Here is a 16,889-nt window from a genome sequence, read left to right on the forward strand (position 1 = left end):
TCCTTATTTCCAGAGATTCTGACCTCAAGAAGGGAGAATAAAAAATGAAACGACTCGATACGAGCAAAATCACATTTTGGGGATTCACATTTTTACTGCTCATTTTTGTCGAAGCAGCTTTTTTTCATAATGGCAACATCGTGTTCGTCCTTCTTGGTGCCGGACTGATTTATTACGGGTTACGAAAACGGTCGAAACTACTATTTTTACCTGGCTTGTTTTTCATTGCAATGGCGCTTTTTACATTGTGGAGTTTACGGGTTCTCATTTTCACCGTCATCTTGTACGTCCTTGTAAAGTTATGGAAAGGCGTCCCGTCGGAGGAAATTATGCGTCCTCTCAAAGACCTTCAGCGTGAAACACCGAACGGGATATGGAAAAACAAATTATTTTCCGTTCAATCATCCCCCTTTTCATCGTACGAGTGGGAGGACATTCATATCCAAGGGATCTTTGGTGATATTCACATCGACGTTACCGATACGGTGTTACCGAAAGGAACTTCTTTAATTTCCGTTAGGCAAGGTATAGGGAAAATTAAGATTGACTTGCCTTACGAGATTCCCGTACGCGTTCATTACACGACACTAATCGGCGATGCTAAACTTTTCGATACCTACAGAAAACGGCTCATCAATGAATCGCTCCATATGAAGGATAGTTATGAAGGGAAATCAGCTGAGTCTCCTGAGCTAATCATTACTCTTTCCACTTGGGGCGGAGATGTCGAGGTGACGAGAAAATGAAGGCTGTTATCGGACGAGGGCTTGTTTTATCATTTTTATTTATCGCAATTGCAGCAGCATATATCTATTTTCTTCTTGGCTTGCCATTAGAGGAAAGCTGGTTTGCATTTTATGAATTGCAATTTGCAGATGTTCCACTCGGTTGGTGGATTTTGAATACAGCTCTCCTGCTTGCCTGGGGAATTGCCATTTGGACGAGTTTTCTTGGAAGTTCAAAAGAAAAAGCAATCGAGCAAAGGTTAACGGGGTTAATCGACACTGAACAAGATGCCTCTTCAACCGAAAAATTTTCCCCCCGTATGGACCGGGCAATCGGGACAGTGTCAACTGTCATTCATACACAACGGAAAAGTTTGCAGCGAATTATCGATGAGCGTGCGGAAGCCCAAGACAAACTAATTCAAGAGCGCATTGTACAGGAACGACAGCGACTCGCTCGCGAACTGCATGATTCCGTCTCCCAGCAACTGTTCGCCGCTTCGATGCTATTATCCGCCATTACGGAAAGTAATGAAGATACAGTAACACAAAAACCGGTGCTCCAAGTTGAACGGATCGTTCAGCAGGCACAACTTGAAATGCGGGCATTGCTCCTTCATTTACGGCCGGCGGCTTTGAATAACAAATCGCTCGCCGAAGGTCTTGAAGAACTATTAGTTGAATTGAGAGAGAAAGTACTATTCAATATTCGTTTTCGCTTGGAAGAAGTAACTTTATCGAAAGGTGCAGAAGATCACTTATTCCGTATTGCACAGGAAACGTTATCCAACACACTACGGCATGCACAAGCTACAGAAGTAGATGTGTTGTTCGTGGAACGGGACGGTCTTGCCATTTTCCGCGTGCAAGATAACGGTATAGGATTTAAGGATAATGATGGAAAAGGCGGCTCGTACGGACTGCAAAATGTAAAAGAACGTGCAATTGAAATCGGGGGCACATGCAAAATTGTTTCCGTTCCCTCACAAGGGACAATTGTGGAAGTAAAATTGCCTGCCAGAAAAGGAGATGAACTGAATGATCAAAATCCTGTTAGTGGATGACCATGAGATGGTACGAATCGGTGTATCTGCGTACTTACAGATTCAGCCTGACATGGAAGTCATAGGCGAAGCGATAAACGGACGTGAAGCCGTGGGCAAAGCACTCGAATTGCGTCCGGATATTATTTTGATGGATATGGTCATGCCGGAAATGAATGGCGCTGAAGCCACTGCCGCTATTATAAAGGAGTGGCCGGAAGCAAAGATTGTTATCGTGACAAGTTTTTTGGATGATGACAAAGTATATCCAGCACTTGAAGCAGGCGCCATTAGTTACATATTGAAAACGTCGAATGCGAAGCGAATTGCAGAAGCGATCCGTGAAACGCTGAAAGGACAAACGGTATTAGAACCGGAAGTGACGACGAAAATGATGCAAAAAATGCGTGCTGGTAATGAGCGACAGCCCCATGAAGAGTTGACCGAACGCGAACTCGAAATTTTACTACATCTTGCGAAAGGAAAAACGAATCAAGAAATAGCGGATGATTTATTTATTGCATTGAAAACAGTGAAGACGCATGTTAGCAATCTATTATCTAAACTGGAAGTACAAGATCGGACACAAGCTGTCATTTATGCGTTTAAGCATGAGTTGGTCGATTGAAATAAACAAAAGCGAAATCGCCATTTCAGATGCAACAGACATAAGACGGGCTAAAGAAAGGCGAGCTTTGCCTGGGCAGGATGTAGTTCAATCCCTCTCGGCTGCGTGCCCCCACATCCTGTAAGCCTCTAGTTGCTGAGGACTAGACGTAAAATCTCTATAATATATGGAAAAGCAGCGACCAAACATTAGATTAAATCTGATGTTTGGTCGCTGCTTTTTTAATACAGGAAATTATAAAATTATCGGCCGCTAATAACCTGTGAAAGGCGCTTATCACCGTCATGATGCCTATCGCTCCTGAACAGATGCTTGCGCACTATTATTTTAGGCTTACTCTCCTGCCAAGCGGTTCAAAGCGTTAATCATGCCTGCATGGACACCTTCATGCCACACCGCGAATTGAACGATTGCCTCAACTGTCACCATTGTATGCAAAGGCCCAATTGACATCGGTTCCTGTAACGTATTTGTCAGTTTCCCTTCCAGCGCTTTAACAATACGCCCCGGTTGTTCTTCCAAAGCCGCAAGGAGCTCCTCTGTTGAGGGAACATTATCTTCCCAGATATCAGGGCTTGACCCTGACACAAACAGTTCTATCCATTCAGGGTTGACCAGTTCATAGCCCTCCACCGCTTTTTGAATAAGTGTTTCCATCGTTATATAAATATGGCCCGCATTCCAACGAATTGTGTTATTGAACCCTGTTGGTTGTGCGTCCCAAGCTTCTGTTTTTGACTTTACAAGGCGTCCAAGTGTATAAATACGTGTAAATTTCAACTGATTTAATGTTTCTATGATTACCATTCCCTTCTATCCTTATACTCTACCTTAAAATCAAAGCGGCCGCTCCTCAAAGGGACGACCGCTGCTTAATTATGGTTTAAAAGGATCTTCATTCGGTTTCTCTTTATTCCATTTGTCATGTGTATGTTGATCGAAGTTGCCATTTTCTTTAGTATTCTCACCAAAAGGAAAGCGCTCACCTGACTTCGGCTTGTTGTATCCTGTGTCAGGGTTGTCTACCTTATTTGTTCCAAAAGCTGAAGGTTTGTTCTCACCCGTCTTGTCTTGTTCGTTTTCTCTAAAGATATGTGATGTATTTGAATCGGATGGATCCGCAAGCGGCAGCTCATCGGAATTGGGCATCCCTTTTACGTTTGGTTCAAGATCTTCTTTGTTTGGATATTTACCGTCTGACTTAGTCATCTTTATAAAACCTCCTTCTTCGAATGGCAATTCGGAGAACGGCGATTCCACTTCGGTATCGGTGCAATTAATGCCTGATGGACACCACCGTTTTTCCGAAAAATGTATTGATTCTAATACTTTAGTTTAATGATACAACATCTTTAATCCAATCTGCAAGCAGGACGTCGTCAAGTGATGCAGGATGGCAACTCCATTTTTTTATTTGTCTACTCTTTTTTCTGTATTCCATTACTATTCCTCTAAATGATTACCTATAAACTTTTCCTGATTGGATTAAGAGGCGTTTGCCCTTACAGTCCTGTAATTCCCACATAAGCTAGATTAGAGCTTTGACGAAAGGAGTGTTAAAAATGGGTCAATCTGGTGGATACGAAGGTGGATTCGCAGGGAATTCATTCGCACTGATTGTTGTTCTTTTCATCCTGTTAATTATTATTGGTGCTAGCTTCATTTATTAGGAGCCCTTGTCAGGCACCAATAAGCAATCACTAGTATGGAAACATATCTGATTTCAGAGGGCGCTTTTAAAGGCGCCCTCTTTCTTTAATTTTCCTGAATGAAACTTAATACATAGAGCGGTCGTCCAATACTGAATCAGCGATCGGGGGTTCATGCTATGAAAAGAGGACTTAGTTTATCAGTAATTAGCATCGTTTTCCTTCTGTGGATCGAACAATCTTTAGAGGTTGCATACTTATGGAAAACGGTGGCGAAAGCGATGCTTTTCCTATTTATCCCGGTCATTTTATTCCGAAAGTCAGGATTCCCATTCTTACGCATGCGTCTAACCGATCAAAAGAGCATGAAAGTTGCAATCGGTTCCGGAGTTGCAATTATGGGGATTATCCTTGTGGCTTTCATTATTTTACAGCCATTCATAGATATTGATGCGCTAATCGTTGACCTTTCTAAGGCGGGTATAACGACTCTAACTTTTCCGTTCATCGCCTTATACATCCTACTCGGTAATTCGATACTGGAGGAGTTTTTCTTCCGCGGTCTGTTGCCGAATCTTATCGGAAAGTCACAGGTTCAATATGTTTTACCCTCTTTCCTTTTCGCGGTCTACCATATCACGATTTTTCTTCCATGGTTCAGCCTTCCCCTCCTCGTGCTAGCCGTTTCGGGGCTTTGGATCGGCGGAATTATTTTTCAGCTTGCCAATGAAAAAAGTGGAACAATTTTACCCTCTTGGACAATTCACATGTTTGCGGATATTGGAGTCCTGATTGTCGGCATCTATGTCATTTACTTCTATTGAAAGGGTGAACGAGTTGGAAGAAAAGCAACCATTCAAAATACGCTACCTGCTAGTTACTTTCATGGCATTCCTCATTGCGCTCTTATTTTACTATGGACAAACATTTGAGGAGGCTCTTTATTCTGAAGGGTTCCCCATCCCCGACCAGGCAAAAATTCAGAAAGTCTCAAGTGAAAAAAGCTTTGAGAGTTACACTTGGAAACCAGCATCCGAAGAACATGGCTTGCCTATTCGCTACAAGTTAATTATCCGATTGAGCGGATGGAAAAAAGTTGATCAAACGGAAACAATGACGACGTATGAAAAAGAAGGTAGGAAGGTTGATATCATTTCACGGAAAAACTATCTTGGAGTATACGGTCAAAAAGAATAAAGCTGTACGCATTCCCCCTTCTATAAGGGCATTGCGTACAGCTTTTTGTATTATATATTTATTAAACGCCCGCCACGACAACCGTTACTTTGAATAAATCCCCATCGACTTCGATCTTCATATTCCCATTATGCAAATCGACGATGGATTGTGCAATCGCAAGACCAAGTCCAGAACCATCCGTATGCCGTGATGTATCTGCTCGCTTAAAACGTTCAAACAGTTCATCTGTGTTTTCACCTAGCTCATACTTCGTCACATTTTTCACGACGAATTCAGCATTATCGCCCACTTTTCGTAGCGTAATATAAACACGGGTGCCGGGCATTGTGTATTTGATAGCATTGACAATTAAATTATCCAGTACACGCCACCATCTTTTTCCGTCCACATAAGCAACGAGCGCAGACGCTGGAAAGTTCACCCTGAAGTCAAGTCCTGATTTCGCAATTTCCTCTTCGTGCTCTGCAAGTGCTTGTTGGAGTAATTGCGTCAAATCGGCACGTTGCTTATGCAGCTCCAAATTGCCGCTCGCCATTTTTGACACTTCGAATAGATCCTCGATCAATGTCTTCAATCGCTGAGACTTTTTATCTAAAATATCTACATATTTTGTACGTTCTTCAGCAGTGATATCTTCCTTTTTCAACAGGTCTGTGTACGTAATAATTGAGGTCAATGGTGTTCGAAGGTCGTGGCTGACATTTGTAATCAGTTCCGTTTTTAGCCGTTCGCTCTTCGCCTGTTCAGTCATTGATACATGGACACCTTCACGCAAGCTATTCAAATTCTTCGCGTGTTCGGCAAGAGGTGACTTCCCTTCGACCTTAATTTCCTCATGAAGACGACCGTTCGCCATTTCTTCCGTAGCCAAGATAATTCGGTTCAAATAAGCCGAACGTATCACCAACATATAAAGTGCCGGCAAGCCTAGAAAAAGAACAGCCGGAATGTAGAGAATTAAAGATGGAGGCATCATTAAAACGACTGCGAAACCAATTCCAGCAAGGAAAAAGCCGATGAGTAAAATGAATGTCTGAACGCCAATTGACTTTTTCAAAAACATCTCTTTAAAAGCTCCAAGGAATTTCACTGTGTAACTGTCTGCGATGTCCTGTACAAGTACCCCTTCATGTTCCAATCTTATTATTCCATTAACGATTTGAAACACGGTTACCAACAAGAACAGAACAAGAAATGCAAACTGTATCACGATTGTTATCCATGCCTCCATGCTGTTCACAAAAATGATATAGGAGAACCTGTGTGACATGGCAGTTAATGCAACGTATAGTGCGAAAACAGAAATACCTAATAGCATTACTTTCATATCAATTTTGAGTTGATCATATTTCACGACTAAGTGATTTTGAGTTACCCATTCCTTTTTAAACTGTAGTTTTGTGAACAACACAACTAATGCAAGTGCTCCTACTAACCACAGAACAAACGAAAAATATCTGTCCTGGTTATATCGTTTTACTTCATGACTGAGTAATCCATCTTTCAAAGCAATTTTCGGAACGATAACTTCACCTTCAAATGCCCGCGCAGGATTGCTGATTGATAACATGTCGTCCCAGTCCATTTCAATTTCACTTCTCACATAACCTACGGAACCCCAATTCTCCCGTGCTGGTATTGACTGTGCTTTAAAATATCCATTTCCTTCATTAAAGGTTCTTTTATAAGCGGCAGGAACATTGATATCGCCTGAAGTGAACGTTTCTCCTGTTTTGGTATCTTTAAATTTATATGCAACCGGGAAGCCTTCAAAGCTCTGTTCTTGATTTTCAATCAAATAGCGATTCAGGAAAGCTGCCTTTTCAGCTCTAATTTTTGCTTCTACATGCGCATCACTTTCAAAGTTTTGTTGGATATCATCTATTTTATCGTCTCTTTCCTTGATTAATGCGGATTTCAGCTTTTCACTTTTAGCCGCTTCTGCATCTGCAATCCGATCCACGTATTGGTCTTGGATATTGGCGATTTGTTCTGACAAGGATCCGTACTGATTACGGTGTTCCTCAATTTCCGATTTCGCTACCAGAATCTTTTTTTCTGCTTCTTCTAAATTAACCGGATTTAAAACGGTTGGACCGATGTTTTCATAAAAATTATTCATACTGGATTTAAAGTCTTCCGTTTCGACGAAACTTTTTCCGATATATTGAGGACCCTTCTGAACAATAGAAATAAGTGCCATTAAAAATACCGCTGCAAGTACAGTCCACAATATAAGGGGCGATCGATTACTATTCATAGTTAAACGCCTCCTTTAATAAGTCGAGTCAATTGGGCAATTGCCCTACCCGAATTTTCCATGCCATTGCTAACCAGTTCAATGATGTGGGCGAAACAGTAACCAATACTTAACGCCGCTATGACAATCCCAATGATTGACCAAACAACAGCCCAGTCATTTTTCGATTTTGTAACCAACGCCCCACACCACCTTTACATATCTTGGATTTTTCGAATCTGCTTCGATTTTCTCACGGATTTTACGTATATGTACCGCTACTATATTTTCAGCATTATACGCGGCTTCATTCCAGACACGCTCGTAAATTTCATTGATGGAAAAAACGCGCCCCGCATTTTTCATCAGTAATTCTGTAATTTTATATTCAATCGGCGTCAACTTTACCACATCTCCGTCGACGGTTATTTCTTTTGCTTCTTCATCAAGAACCAACCCATCTATTTCTACCTTTTTCTGTCCGTCATACGTACCGAATTGGATATAACGGCGAAGTTGCGACTTTACGCGTGCCATTAATTCCATCGGGTGGAACGGCTTCGTCACATAATCATCCGCGCCAACGGACAACCCATGAATTTTATCGGAATCCTCGGCCTTAGCGCTTAACATGATAATCGGGATATTACGAGCTTCCCGAATTTTGAACGTCGCTGTAATACCATCCATATTCGGCATCATAATGTCGAGTATGAGAAGATGAACGTCATTCGACTCCAACAGCTCTAGCGCCTCTTTACCGTCCGCTGCCTTTAGCACATCATATCCTTCATTTTTCAAATAAATTTCTATCCCATCACGGATATCCTGATCGTCATCCGCTACAAGTACTGTGAATTTCGCCATCTTCCGCACCTCGCTTTACTCTATGATACCAATTGTAACCGCCAAATCTTAACATTTACCAACTGTAAATATGAAGAAACTCTTAAGATGAATTGTATTTGTATTTCAAACAAACACGTTTAATTGTACTTTTGTGTTTGTTTTTGAATTGACTGGGTGACTGTCACCCAGTCAATTCAGTCAATTGGTGCATATTCGACAGTAGACAAACATATCAATAGCATGCAAGGACAAACTACTATTGGGGGTAATGTTGATGTCAAATCGTGCCGTTGTATACAAAGAACCAGGAAAAGTTTCAATTGAAAATATTGGTTTTCCAGATTTAGTGTTACGGGATGGCCCCGGGGTGAATCCACTAAATGTCGGACGTAAGTGTGAACACGGAGTCATTCTAAAAGTGGTTGCTACAAATATTTGCGGAAGTGATCAGCATATGGTGCGCGGGAGAACAACTGCACCAAGTGGTCTAGCATTAGGACATGAAATTACCGGACAAGTCATTGAAGCAGGTCGGGATGTAGAATTTATGAAAGTAGGAGATCTTGTCTCCGTACCTTTTAATATTGCTTGTGGTCGCTGTAGAAATTGTAAATCACAAGATACTCATATTTGTGAAAACGTTAATCCAGACCGTCCTGGATCAGCTTACGGTTATGTTGATATGGGTGGTTGGGTCGGTGGACAATCAGAGTATGTAATGGTTCCTTATGCAGACTTTCAACTATTGAAGTTTCCAGATAAAGCACAAGCGATGGAAAAAATTCTTGATTTAGCCATGTTATCAGATATTTTTCCTACAGGATTTCATGGGGCATACAGTGCCGGAGTTACAATTGGATCGACTGTATATATAGCGGGGGCTGGCCCTGTGGGATTAGCAGCCGCTCATTCAGCACAACTATTAGGCGCCTCTTGTGTCATTGTTGGAGATATGATTGAAGAACGATTGGCGCAAGCAAGAAGTTTCGGATGCGAAACAATCAACCTTAGTCAGCATGATGATATAGGCGAACAAATTGCACAAATTCTCGGAACTCCCGAAGTTGATTGTGCTGTTGACTGCGTCGGGTTCGAAGCGCATGGTAACGGACCTAATCGCGGAGAAGCACCTGCAGCTGTTCTTAACTCAATTATGGAAGTGACACGTGCTGGAGGCAAATTAGGAATTCCAGGTTTGTACGTAACTGGAGATCCAGGAGCGGCTGATGAAGATGCCAAATTCGGGACGTTGAAAATCCGAATGGGATTAGGCTGGGCAAAAGCACATCATTTCGTTACGGGACAAACTCCTGTCATGAAGTACCATGAGTTTTTAATGAAATCAATACTGAGCGGTAAAGCCCAAATTGCCAAGGCAGTAAATGCTACGCTTATTTCATTAGAAGAGGCGCCTAATGGATACCAAGTTTTTGATAAAGGTGCAGCGAAAAAGTTCGTTATCGATCCACATGGACTGATAAAAAGATAACCAGTTTAACATAGATGATAACTATCCACGGCAAAAGCTTTGACAGTCTTGTAAGCGAGCTGTGGATTTTTTCTATCCCGTATCGACAATCAGGGGGGAATTTTCTATGTCGGCATTTTTAGGTGAATTAATTGGAACAATGATCTTAGTCACTTTAGGTTGCGGTGTTGTTGGCGGTGTTGTGCTTAATAAAACCAAATCAAAGGATTCTGGTTGGATTGTGATTACGATGGGCTTTGGACTAGCCGTAGCAGTAGCTATTTATGCAGTGGGCGGGATAAGTGGTGCCCATATTAATCCGGCAGTTACAGTAGGATTAGCCGTGATTGGCGCCTTTCCTTGGGCAGATGTTCCGGCGTATATTTTAGCTCAACTCATTGGTGCTTTTATCGGAGCAGTCATTGTTTACGTTAACTATTTACCACACTGGGAAGAAACAAGCGATAAAGACCAAAAGTTAGTTATTTTTTCAACCATTCCAGCCATAAGAAAGCCGCTTTCCAATTTAGTAAGTGAAATGATCGGTACATTCGTACTTGTCCTTGGAATACTTGCGATTGGTGCAAATGAATTTACAGAAGGTCTTAATCCACTCATCGTCGGATTCCTTGTCCTCTCCATTGGATTGTCACTAGGAGGAACAACCGGCTTTGCGATTAATCCCGCGCGTGACTTAGGTCCAAGAATTGCACACTTTTTCTTACCGATCCCTGGAAAAGGGTCATCTGATTGGCGTTATGCTTGGGTTCCAATTGTTGGTCCATTACTTGGTGGGGTATTTGGAGCTCTTTTTTATCAACAAGTGTTCAGCGGGATAAATTCTGTGGAATTTTGGATTATAGGTGTAATTTGTATTATTACAATTCTAAGTGCATATTTCATGAACAAGATGGGGAAAACTCAACAAATATGAATGCAGTCCATTAACCATTAGATAACCCAAATAAACGTGAATAAACACCCCCTGCAACAAATTTGGTTAGTGTCTAAACCGACTAAACAGGAGGGTGTTTTCTAATGGAGGTAACAACATGCATACGATGGATTATGGGGCTTCTATTCACTCGTTTTATCCGTTCTTAAACTGATTGTCACTATTTTCACGTTCTAAAGACTCTGCAAAGTCATACTACTTCAGTCATATTGGAGGGCTAAGATGTTTAAAAACCCATTTGGCCAAATTAGGGCTGGCTGGCTCATATTACTAGCTTTTGTTGCGATGCTAATTGTTCAACAGTTATTCTCACTTCCCGGAATACTTCTATTAATTTCAACTGAAGCACCTTTTAATGGAGAGTCTGGTTATCTCGATATACAAACTGCTTTGGATACACATCCCTGGATTTCCCTTTTAGTCCAAGGCGGTGGTACAGCCGGAGGAATAGTAATCACTCTTTTATTATGGCGTTTTTTAAATAAGGGTTCGTTGAAAGAGCTTGGCTTTAGAGGCTCGATGAAAGACTTATGGTTTGGACTTTTTCTTGGCGCCTTATCGATTATCGTGATTTTTATTATATTAATGGCGACTGCCAATATTTCGCTCATTAATTCATTTTCAAATCCTCATTTTTCAATGTTTACGGTTACTTTTCTACTTATGTTTATTCTCGTTGGCATCTTTGAGGAAATGTTTTTTAGAGGTTATGTTATGTCCACCATGGCAAACAGAGGGAATAATAAGTGGGTTATCTATGTGGCATCCGCCTTGATTTTCAGCATAGCGCATGGTGCAAATCCGAATGTAAGTATTTTAGGATTAGTAAACATTGCTTTGGTCGGAATTTTATTCGCTTATATGTTTAACGCCACGAATAGTCTTTGGCTACCCATTGGTTACCACATTACTTGGAACTACTTCCAGGGGAATGTCTTTGGTTTTGCGGTAAGCGGTACAGCACCGAACGGAATCTATAATGTTGAAATAGCTGAGGGACATGATTGGTTGACAGGCGGTGCATTTGGTCTGGAAGGTGGACTACTAGCAACGCTACTCATCTTGACCGGCTTTATCGCCACAAGGTTTTATGCTAAATGGACAGATTAAAGAAATACGGAAGGCCCCTAAAGCCCCCTATATATCAGTTTTCCTCAGTGTCCAAACAAACACGATTATTCAAACGATCGTGTTTGTTTGGGTACCTGTCACCTGAACAACTTTTTCCTTCCCACTCAACGTCAATACAAGAATACCGCCCAGCAGCATTGCAACACCCATCCACGATGTCCCATTCAGTCGCTCACCTACGACAAGCACACTTAAAATCGCTGCAGTAAGCGGTTCAGCAAGTGACAGCGTGACTGCTGACGATGAAGGAATCCTCTTCAACCCAGCGGAGAACAGAATATAGGCTATACTTGTCGTTGCAATTCCAAGATATAATACGACAGATATTCCGCGCCCCGTCATAAGCCCCTCCGTTTCGAATAAAAATAGAAATGGTAGGAGCATTATTGCACTCATCGAAAAGATAACCGCAACGGCAGGTACAGGATCCACCTTGTCGAGTACGTCTTTATTGACAAGGGTATAAAACGCGAACAATATCCCAGCTCCGAGTGACATTGAAATCCCCACAGGATTGACGACGATTCCGCCTTTATTTAAAAAGAGCAATACACACCCGATAATCGCCAGTATAGTCGCCATGATCCACACCCGGGTCGGGCGTCGTTTCAATAGTAACCATTCAATGATTCCGGAAAAGACAGGAGCACTACCGATCGTAACGACCGTACCAATTGCTACTCCTGTTAATCTGACAGAAGAAAAAAATAAATATTGGAAAATAGCCATCGAAACAGCCGCATAAAGAGTAGACTTCCACGGCCAATTCCGAAAATCAATTTTACGCATAATAAGTAAAATAAACAATAATGAAAAACCGCCTACAGCGAGTCTCGATGCTCCCACTGCCAACGGATGAATTGTTTGTGGCATAAACGTTTGTGCGGTGCCGGTCGTTCCCCAAAGTACCGCCCCCAACAACACAACTAGATATGAAATACGCTGTGACACAGTCATCCCCCTCTTTCTCTATATAGAAGATACCATACAAACTAATTTTTCACATTTTGAAAATAAGCTATCTCTCAGCTCCTAGACAATAAAAAAAGTAAGGCTCATCGTCACAAGATGAGCCTTACTTTTCATTCCATTGCTTTGTATTCTTCAGCGTACAGGTGGCATGCCACCCAATGGTCTTTCTTATGCTCTTGTAATTTTGGTTCTACTTTGCTGCAAATACCCATGGCAAGTGGGCATCTTGTTCTAAATCGACATCCGCTTGGTGGATTAATCGGGCTTGGTATGTCTCCTTTAATCATGATTCTTTCCCGGGTCCGTTCTACTTTAGGGTCAGAGATAGGTATCGCACTTAACAAGGCTCGAGTATAAGGATGCAAAGGGTCCTCATACAATTCGTCACTTGTAGCTATTTCAGCCATGCTTCCTAAATACATCACGCCCACACGGTCACTTATATGTTTAACCATGGACAAATCATGTGCAATAAACAAGTACGTCAGTCCTCGTTCAACCTGTAGCTTTTTCAGCAAGTTTACAACTTGTGCTTGAATGGACACATCCAGTGCTGAAATTGGTTCATCGGCTACAATAAACTCCGGATCTACCGCTAAGGCCCGAGCGATACCGATTCGCTGACGTTGACCGCCACTGAATTCGTGCGGGTACCTGTTACCGTGGTCACCATTCAGTCCAACCGTTTCCAGCAGTTCATTAACGCGGGCTGTACGTTCATTATTGTTCTTTACCAATCCATGAATATCAAGTCCTTCTGCCACAATATCTTTTACCGTCATTCTCGGATTCAAGGAAGCATACGGGTCCTGAAAAATCATTTGCATGCTGCGGTTAAATTTCTTTTTTTCTTTTTTGGATTTTCTGGCGTGAACATCTTCGCCATGAAATTTCACTTCTCCCCCACTTGCCTCGTAAAGACGCATAATGGTACGCCCCGCTGTAGATTTACCACATCCTGATTCTCCAACTAGGCCGAATGTTTCTCCTTTATAGATATCAAATGTAATTCCATCTACTGCTTTTAAAACATTGCTACGGTCCATTTTGAAGTGTTTCTGCAATTGTTTGATTTCAAGTAATTTTTCTCGCTCCTTACCCATGAACATTCACACCTCCGACAACCGCCGATTCTGGCACTTCTACGTTTAGGGCACGCTCATCCAATAACCAACATGCTGTTTTTTGTGTTTCTGATAGTTTCGTATACTCTGGCATGTGATTTTTACATACCTTCATTGCATATGGGCACCTTGTAACAAAAGGACAGCCTTTGGGCGGATCAGCCAAATCTGGCGGGGAACCAGGAATGACTTGCAGTTCTTCTTTCCTGCTATCCAGCTTTGGCATCGAACCCAACAACCCCCACGTATAAGGGTGTTTTGGATTATAAAATATTTCATCGACAGTTCCTGTCTCAACAATCTTTCCGCCATACATGACAGCAACTCGGCTTGCTGTATTGGCTACAACACCCAAGTCATGGGTAATGAGGATGATTGCTGTACCTATTTTTTGCTGTAAATCACGCATTAACTCTAGAATCTGAGCCTGAATCGTTACGTCAAGTGCAGTTGTTGGTTCATCAGCAATCAGTATTTTGGGATTGCAAGCTAAAGCGATTGCTATCATCGCCCGTTGTCGCATGCCACCCGAATATTGATGAGGATATTGATTTATCCGTTTTTCAGGGTTCGGAATACCTACAAGTTTCAGCAGTTCAAGACTCCGTAGATTCGCATCTTTTTTGGTCATCTTTTGGTGTTTGATAAGCCCTTCAGCAATCTGCTTTCCTACAATCATCGTCGGGTTGATTGAGGTCATCGGGTCTTGAAAAATCATACTTATTTCTTTCCCGCGAACGTTCTGCATTTGTTTTTCTGATTTCTGTATTAAATCTTCTCCATTGAAGAGAATTGAGCCACTAACATACTTACCGGGTGGCGTGGGAATTAAGCCCATAATTGAATAGGCAGTAACACTTTTTCCTGATCCCGACTCTCCAACAATGGCCAAAGTCTCCTTTTCGTTCAATTCAAATGAAACCCCGCGCACGGCTTGTACATCTTTTCCGTACGTTTCAAATGATACAGCAAGATCTTTTATCTCCAATATTTTTTTCATTGCGGTAACCCCCTTTATTTGCGCTCTTTGGGATCCAAGGCATCTCTTAATCCATCTCCAATGACATTAAAAGCAAGTATCGTCAAACAAATGAAAAATGCCGGGAAAAAGAGTTGGTACGGATAGTACTGGAACGAAGATAAAGCATCTGATGACATCGTCCCCCAACTAGCACGGGGTGCAGGTACACCCAAACCAAGATAACTTAAAAATGATTCAGTAAATATTGCGGTTGGTATAGTTAATGTTAATGTCACGAGTATTGGGCCAAGTGTATTAGGTATCAAATGCCGAAATAACAACCTGGAATTACTTGCACCAAGAGAACTGGACGCCAATATATATTCCTCGGACTTCAATTGCATAACCTGTCCACGTACAATTCTTGCCATACTAATCCAGCCAGTTATGGTCATCGCAATGATCATGGTCCACAGCCCTTTTGGCATAATGACCATTAATAATATAACGACCAACAAATACGGTACACCATACAAAATATCGGCAATCCGCATAAGGTATTCATCTACTTTTCCACCGAAAAAGCCGGCCACTGCACCCCAAACAACCCCGATTACCAAGTCAATTAGAGATGCCATCAAACCAATAAATAACGAAATTTTCGCACCATACCAAGTTCTTGCGAACACATCTCTGCCTAGGTTATCTGTACCAAACCAGTGGTCAGCTGATGGTGCTTTATTCGCATTCATTAAATCGGTTTTATCGTAGGTTTGACCTGAAATCGGTTCGCCGATAAAGGCCATAACTGCCAGTAATATAATAACGACTATCCCAAATAGGGCCAGTTTGTTTTTTCTGAAACGACGCCAAGCATCCTTCCAGTAAGATGTACTATCCCCCACAATTTTTTCAGATTCCGCATGATCTACTATCAATGCTTCAAAATCAGTATCCTCTAGTTGTACGCGTGTCATTGGAAATTAGCCCCCTTTCCCGTTACTTTTATCCGCGGATCAATCAACCCGTAAACAAGGTCGACAATCAGAATCGAAACAAGTAAAAGGGCACTAAAAAACACAGTAGTTCCCATGATGACGGTGTAATCCCGATTTGTAATGCTGACCACGAACTCATTGCCTAAACCAGGAATGGCGAATATTTTTTCAATGATAAAACTTCCTGTTAATATTCCAGCAACTAGCGGTCCTAAGTACGAGACAACCGGCAATATAGCATTTCGCAGTGCGTGTCTATAAATAACAACGCGCTCTGATAAGCCTTTTGATTTTGCGGTTTTAATATAATCCGCATTCAAAACTTCCAGCATACTGGAACGCATTAACCGAGCAATAAAAGCCAGTGGTGTTGTCGCCAAGGCAATCGCCGGTAATATCGTATGCGCAAACGACTCAAATCTAGCAATTGGTAACGCTTCCAATTGAATCGAAAATATATATTGCAGGACAGTCGCCATGATAAAGCTGGGTACTGATATTCCCAATATCGCTATAACCATGACTGTGTAATCACCCATTTTATTATGTCTTATGGCAGCTATCACACCAAATAACACACCTAAAGCCAATGCAATGAAAATTGCCTCCAGTCCCAAAATGAGAGAATAGGGGAAACTTCGTTTTATAATATCAGTAACTTCCTGACCCTCATATTTAAAGGAAGGTCCAAAGTCTAATTTGGCAGCATTAATTAGATACTTAAAATATTGTTCGTGCATGGGATCGTTCAGTCCATACGCTTCCTTCATTTGCGCTTCAATCGCAGGAGATGTTTTCCTTTCTGATGTAAATGGCCCTCCCGGCGCTAATTGCATTAATGCAAATGTGATTGTTACGATAAAAAATAGTGAAAGAAAAATATAGGCAATTCGTTTAATCAAGTATCTAGCCAAGTGATAACACCTCCATAACCCTTTGGATAAAGT

At 41.7% G+C, this 16,889-nt stretch carries 19 protein-coding genes; 9 read left to right on the plus strand and 10 right to left on the minus strand.

The genetic code is table 11. The annotated features are described in order from the left end of the window. Window positions 1–44: 44 nt before the first annotated feature. From liaF to MKZ11_RS02345, 3 genes are read left to right on the plus strand one after another with little or no spacing between them, the layout of a single operon-like run. The gene (liaF, locus tag MKZ11_RS02335; RefSeq protein WP_340792454.1) at window positions 45–746 is read left to right on the plus strand and encodes a cell wall-active antibiotics response protein LiaF; all 702 of its coding nucleotides are present in this window, start codon (window positions 45–47) and stop codon (window positions 744–746) included. Beyond that, window positions 743–1,789: a sensor histidine kinase gene (locus tag MKZ11_RS02340; RefSeq protein WP_340792455.1), complete on the plus strand. Its 1,047-nt coding sequence runs from the start codon at window positions 743–745 to the stop codon at window positions 1,787–1,789. Before liaF ends, MKZ11_RS02340 begins: the two co-directional genes overlap by 4 nt. After that, window positions 1,764–2,396 (plus strand): response regulator transcription factor, encoded by a 633-nt coding sequence (locus MKZ11_RS02345; protein WP_340792456.1) that lies wholly within the window; start codon window positions 1,764–1,766, stop codon window positions 2,394–2,396. Before MKZ11_RS02340 ends, MKZ11_RS02345 begins: the two co-directional genes overlap by 26 nt. A gap of 333 nt (window positions 2,397–2,729) precedes the next feature. Here MKZ11_RS02345 and MKZ11_RS02350 read toward each other — a convergent pair whose 3' ends face one another. Then, window positions 2,730–3,203, minus strand: coding sequence for a DinB family protein (locus tag MKZ11_RS02350; RefSeq protein WP_340792457.1), 474 nt, complete (start codon window positions 3,201–3,203; stop codon window positions 2,730–2,732). Window positions 3,204–3,272: 69 nt separating this feature from the next. Continuing rightward, window positions 3,273–3,605: a hypothetical protein gene (locus tag MKZ11_RS02355; protein WP_340792458.1), complete on the minus strand. Its 333-nt coding sequence runs from the start codon at window positions 3,603–3,605 to the stop codon at window positions 3,273–3,275. Window positions 3,606–3,958: 353 nt separating this feature from the next. Here MKZ11_RS02355 and MKZ11_RS02360 point away from each other — a divergent pair, with 353 nt between their 5' ends. The 3 genes from MKZ11_RS02360 to MKZ11_RS02370 all read left to right on the plus strand — a co-directional run bounded on the left by MKZ11_RS02360 (window position 3,959) and on the right by MKZ11_RS02370 (window position 5,242). Next, entirely contained in the window at window positions 3,959–4,066 is a 108-nt protein-coding gene (locus MKZ11_RS02360) for a YjcZ family sporulation protein (RefSeq protein WP_340792459.1), read from the plus strand. 158 nt (window positions 4,067–4,224) lie between these two features. After that, window positions 4,225–4,869 (plus strand): CPBP family intramembrane glutamic endopeptidase, encoded by a 645-nt coding sequence (locus MKZ11_RS02365; protein ID WP_340792460.1) that lies wholly within the window; start codon window positions 4,225–4,227, stop codon window positions 4,867–4,869. 13 nt (window positions 4,870–4,882) lie between these two features. Further along, window positions 4,883–5,242, plus strand: coding sequence for a hypothetical protein (locus MKZ11_RS02370; RefSeq protein ID WP_340792461.1), 360 nt, complete (start codon window positions 4,883–4,885; stop codon window positions 5,240–5,242). 61 nt (window positions 5,243–5,303) lie between these two features. On the opposite strand, the gene MKZ11_RS02375 is transcribed toward MKZ11_RS02370, so the two are convergent. Genes MKZ11_RS02375 through MKZ11_RS02385 form a run of 3 tightly spaced genes read right to left on the minus strand, consistent with a single transcriptional unit; the run spans window position 5,304 to window position 8,351 of the window. Beyond that, window positions 5,304–7,505 carry a histidine kinase dimerization/phospho-acceptor domain-containing protein gene (locus MKZ11_RS02375; RefSeq protein WP_340792462.1) on the minus strand — a complete coding sequence of 734 codons (2,202 nt, stop codon included), beginning with the start codon at window positions 7,503–7,505 and terminating at the stop codon, window positions 5,304–5,306. Window positions 7,506–7,507: 2 nt separating this feature from the next. Beyond that, on the minus strand, window positions 7,508–7,684 hold the full coding sequence (locus tag MKZ11_RS02380; RefSeq protein WP_340792463.1) for a hypothetical protein: 177 nt from the start codon (window positions 7,682–7,684) through the stop codon (window positions 7,508–7,510). Then, complete coding sequence (locus MKZ11_RS02385; protein WP_340792464.1) at window positions 7,662–8,351, minus strand: response regulator transcription factor; 690 nt, start codon at window positions 8,349–8,351, stop codon at window positions 7,662–7,664. The genes MKZ11_RS02380 and MKZ11_RS02385 overlap by 23 nt, the downstream gene beginning before the upstream one ends. 250 nt (window positions 8,352–8,601) lie before the next feature. On the opposite strand from MKZ11_RS02385, the gene fdhA reads away from it, so the two are divergent. The 3 genes from fdhA to MKZ11_RS02400 all read left to right on the plus strand — a co-directional run bounded on the left by fdhA (window position 8,602) and on the right by MKZ11_RS02400 (window position 11,866). Continuing rightward, window positions 8,602–9,822 carry a formaldehyde dehydrogenase, glutathione-independent gene (gene fdhA / locus MKZ11_RS02390; RefSeq protein ID WP_445326971.1) on the plus strand — a complete coding sequence of 407 codons (1,221 nt, stop codon included), beginning with the start codon at window positions 8,602–8,604 and terminating at the stop codon, window positions 9,820–9,822. A 106-nt stretch (window positions 9,823–9,928) separates the two neighbouring features. Next, a complete protein-coding gene (locus MKZ11_RS02395) occupies window positions 9,929–10,735 on the plus strand; it encodes an MIP/aquaporin family protein (RefSeq protein ID WP_340792465.1) in 807 nt (268 codons plus the stop codon). A gap of 243 nt (window positions 10,736–10,978) precedes the next feature. Beyond that, the gene (locus MKZ11_RS02400; RefSeq protein ID WP_340792466.1) at window positions 10,979–11,866 is read left to right on the plus strand and encodes a CPBP family intramembrane glutamic endopeptidase; all 888 of its coding nucleotides are present in this window, start codon (window positions 10,979–10,981) and stop codon (window positions 11,864–11,866) included. A gap of 69 nt (window positions 11,867–11,935) precedes the next feature. Here MKZ11_RS02400 and MKZ11_RS02405 read toward each other — a convergent pair whose 3' ends face one another. The 5 genes from MKZ11_RS02405 to MKZ11_RS02425 form a co-directional block, all read right to left on the minus strand. Then, window positions 11,936–12,838 carry a DMT family transporter gene (locus MKZ11_RS02405; protein WP_340792467.1) on the minus strand — a complete coding sequence of 301 codons (903 nt, stop codon included), beginning with the start codon at window positions 12,836–12,838 and terminating at the stop codon, window positions 11,936–11,938. A gap of 131 nt (window positions 12,839–12,969) precedes the next feature. After that, on the minus strand, window positions 12,970–13,962 hold the full coding sequence (locus MKZ11_RS02410) for an ABC transporter ATP-binding protein (RefSeq protein WP_340792468.1): 993 nt from the start codon (window positions 13,960–13,962) through the stop codon (window positions 12,970–12,972). Further along, window positions 13,955–14,983, minus strand: a complete 1,029-nt coding sequence (locus tag MKZ11_RS02415) for an ABC transporter ATP-binding protein (protein WP_340792469.1) — start codon at window positions 14,981–14,983, stop codon at window positions 13,955–13,957. The genes MKZ11_RS02410 and MKZ11_RS02415 overlap by 8 nt, the downstream gene beginning before the upstream one ends. Before the next feature lie 14 nt (window positions 14,984–14,997). Further along, window positions 14,998–15,921: an ABC transporter permease gene (locus MKZ11_RS02420; RefSeq protein ID WP_340792470.1), complete on the minus strand. Its 924-nt coding sequence runs from the start codon at window positions 15,919–15,921 to the stop codon at window positions 14,998–15,000. Further along, window positions 15,918–16,856, minus strand: coding sequence for an ABC transporter permease (locus MKZ11_RS02425; RefSeq protein WP_340792471.1), 939 nt, complete (start codon window positions 16,854–16,856; stop codon window positions 15,918–15,920). The genes MKZ11_RS02420 and MKZ11_RS02425 overlap by 4 nt, the downstream gene beginning before the upstream one ends. Window positions 16,857–16,889 lie beyond the last annotated feature (33 nt).

The organism is Sporosarcina sp. FSL K6-1508 (genome assembly GCF_038007465.1).
GTDB lineage: Bacteria > Bacillota > Bacilli > Bacillales_A > Planococcaceae > Sporosarcina > Sporosarcina psychrophila_B.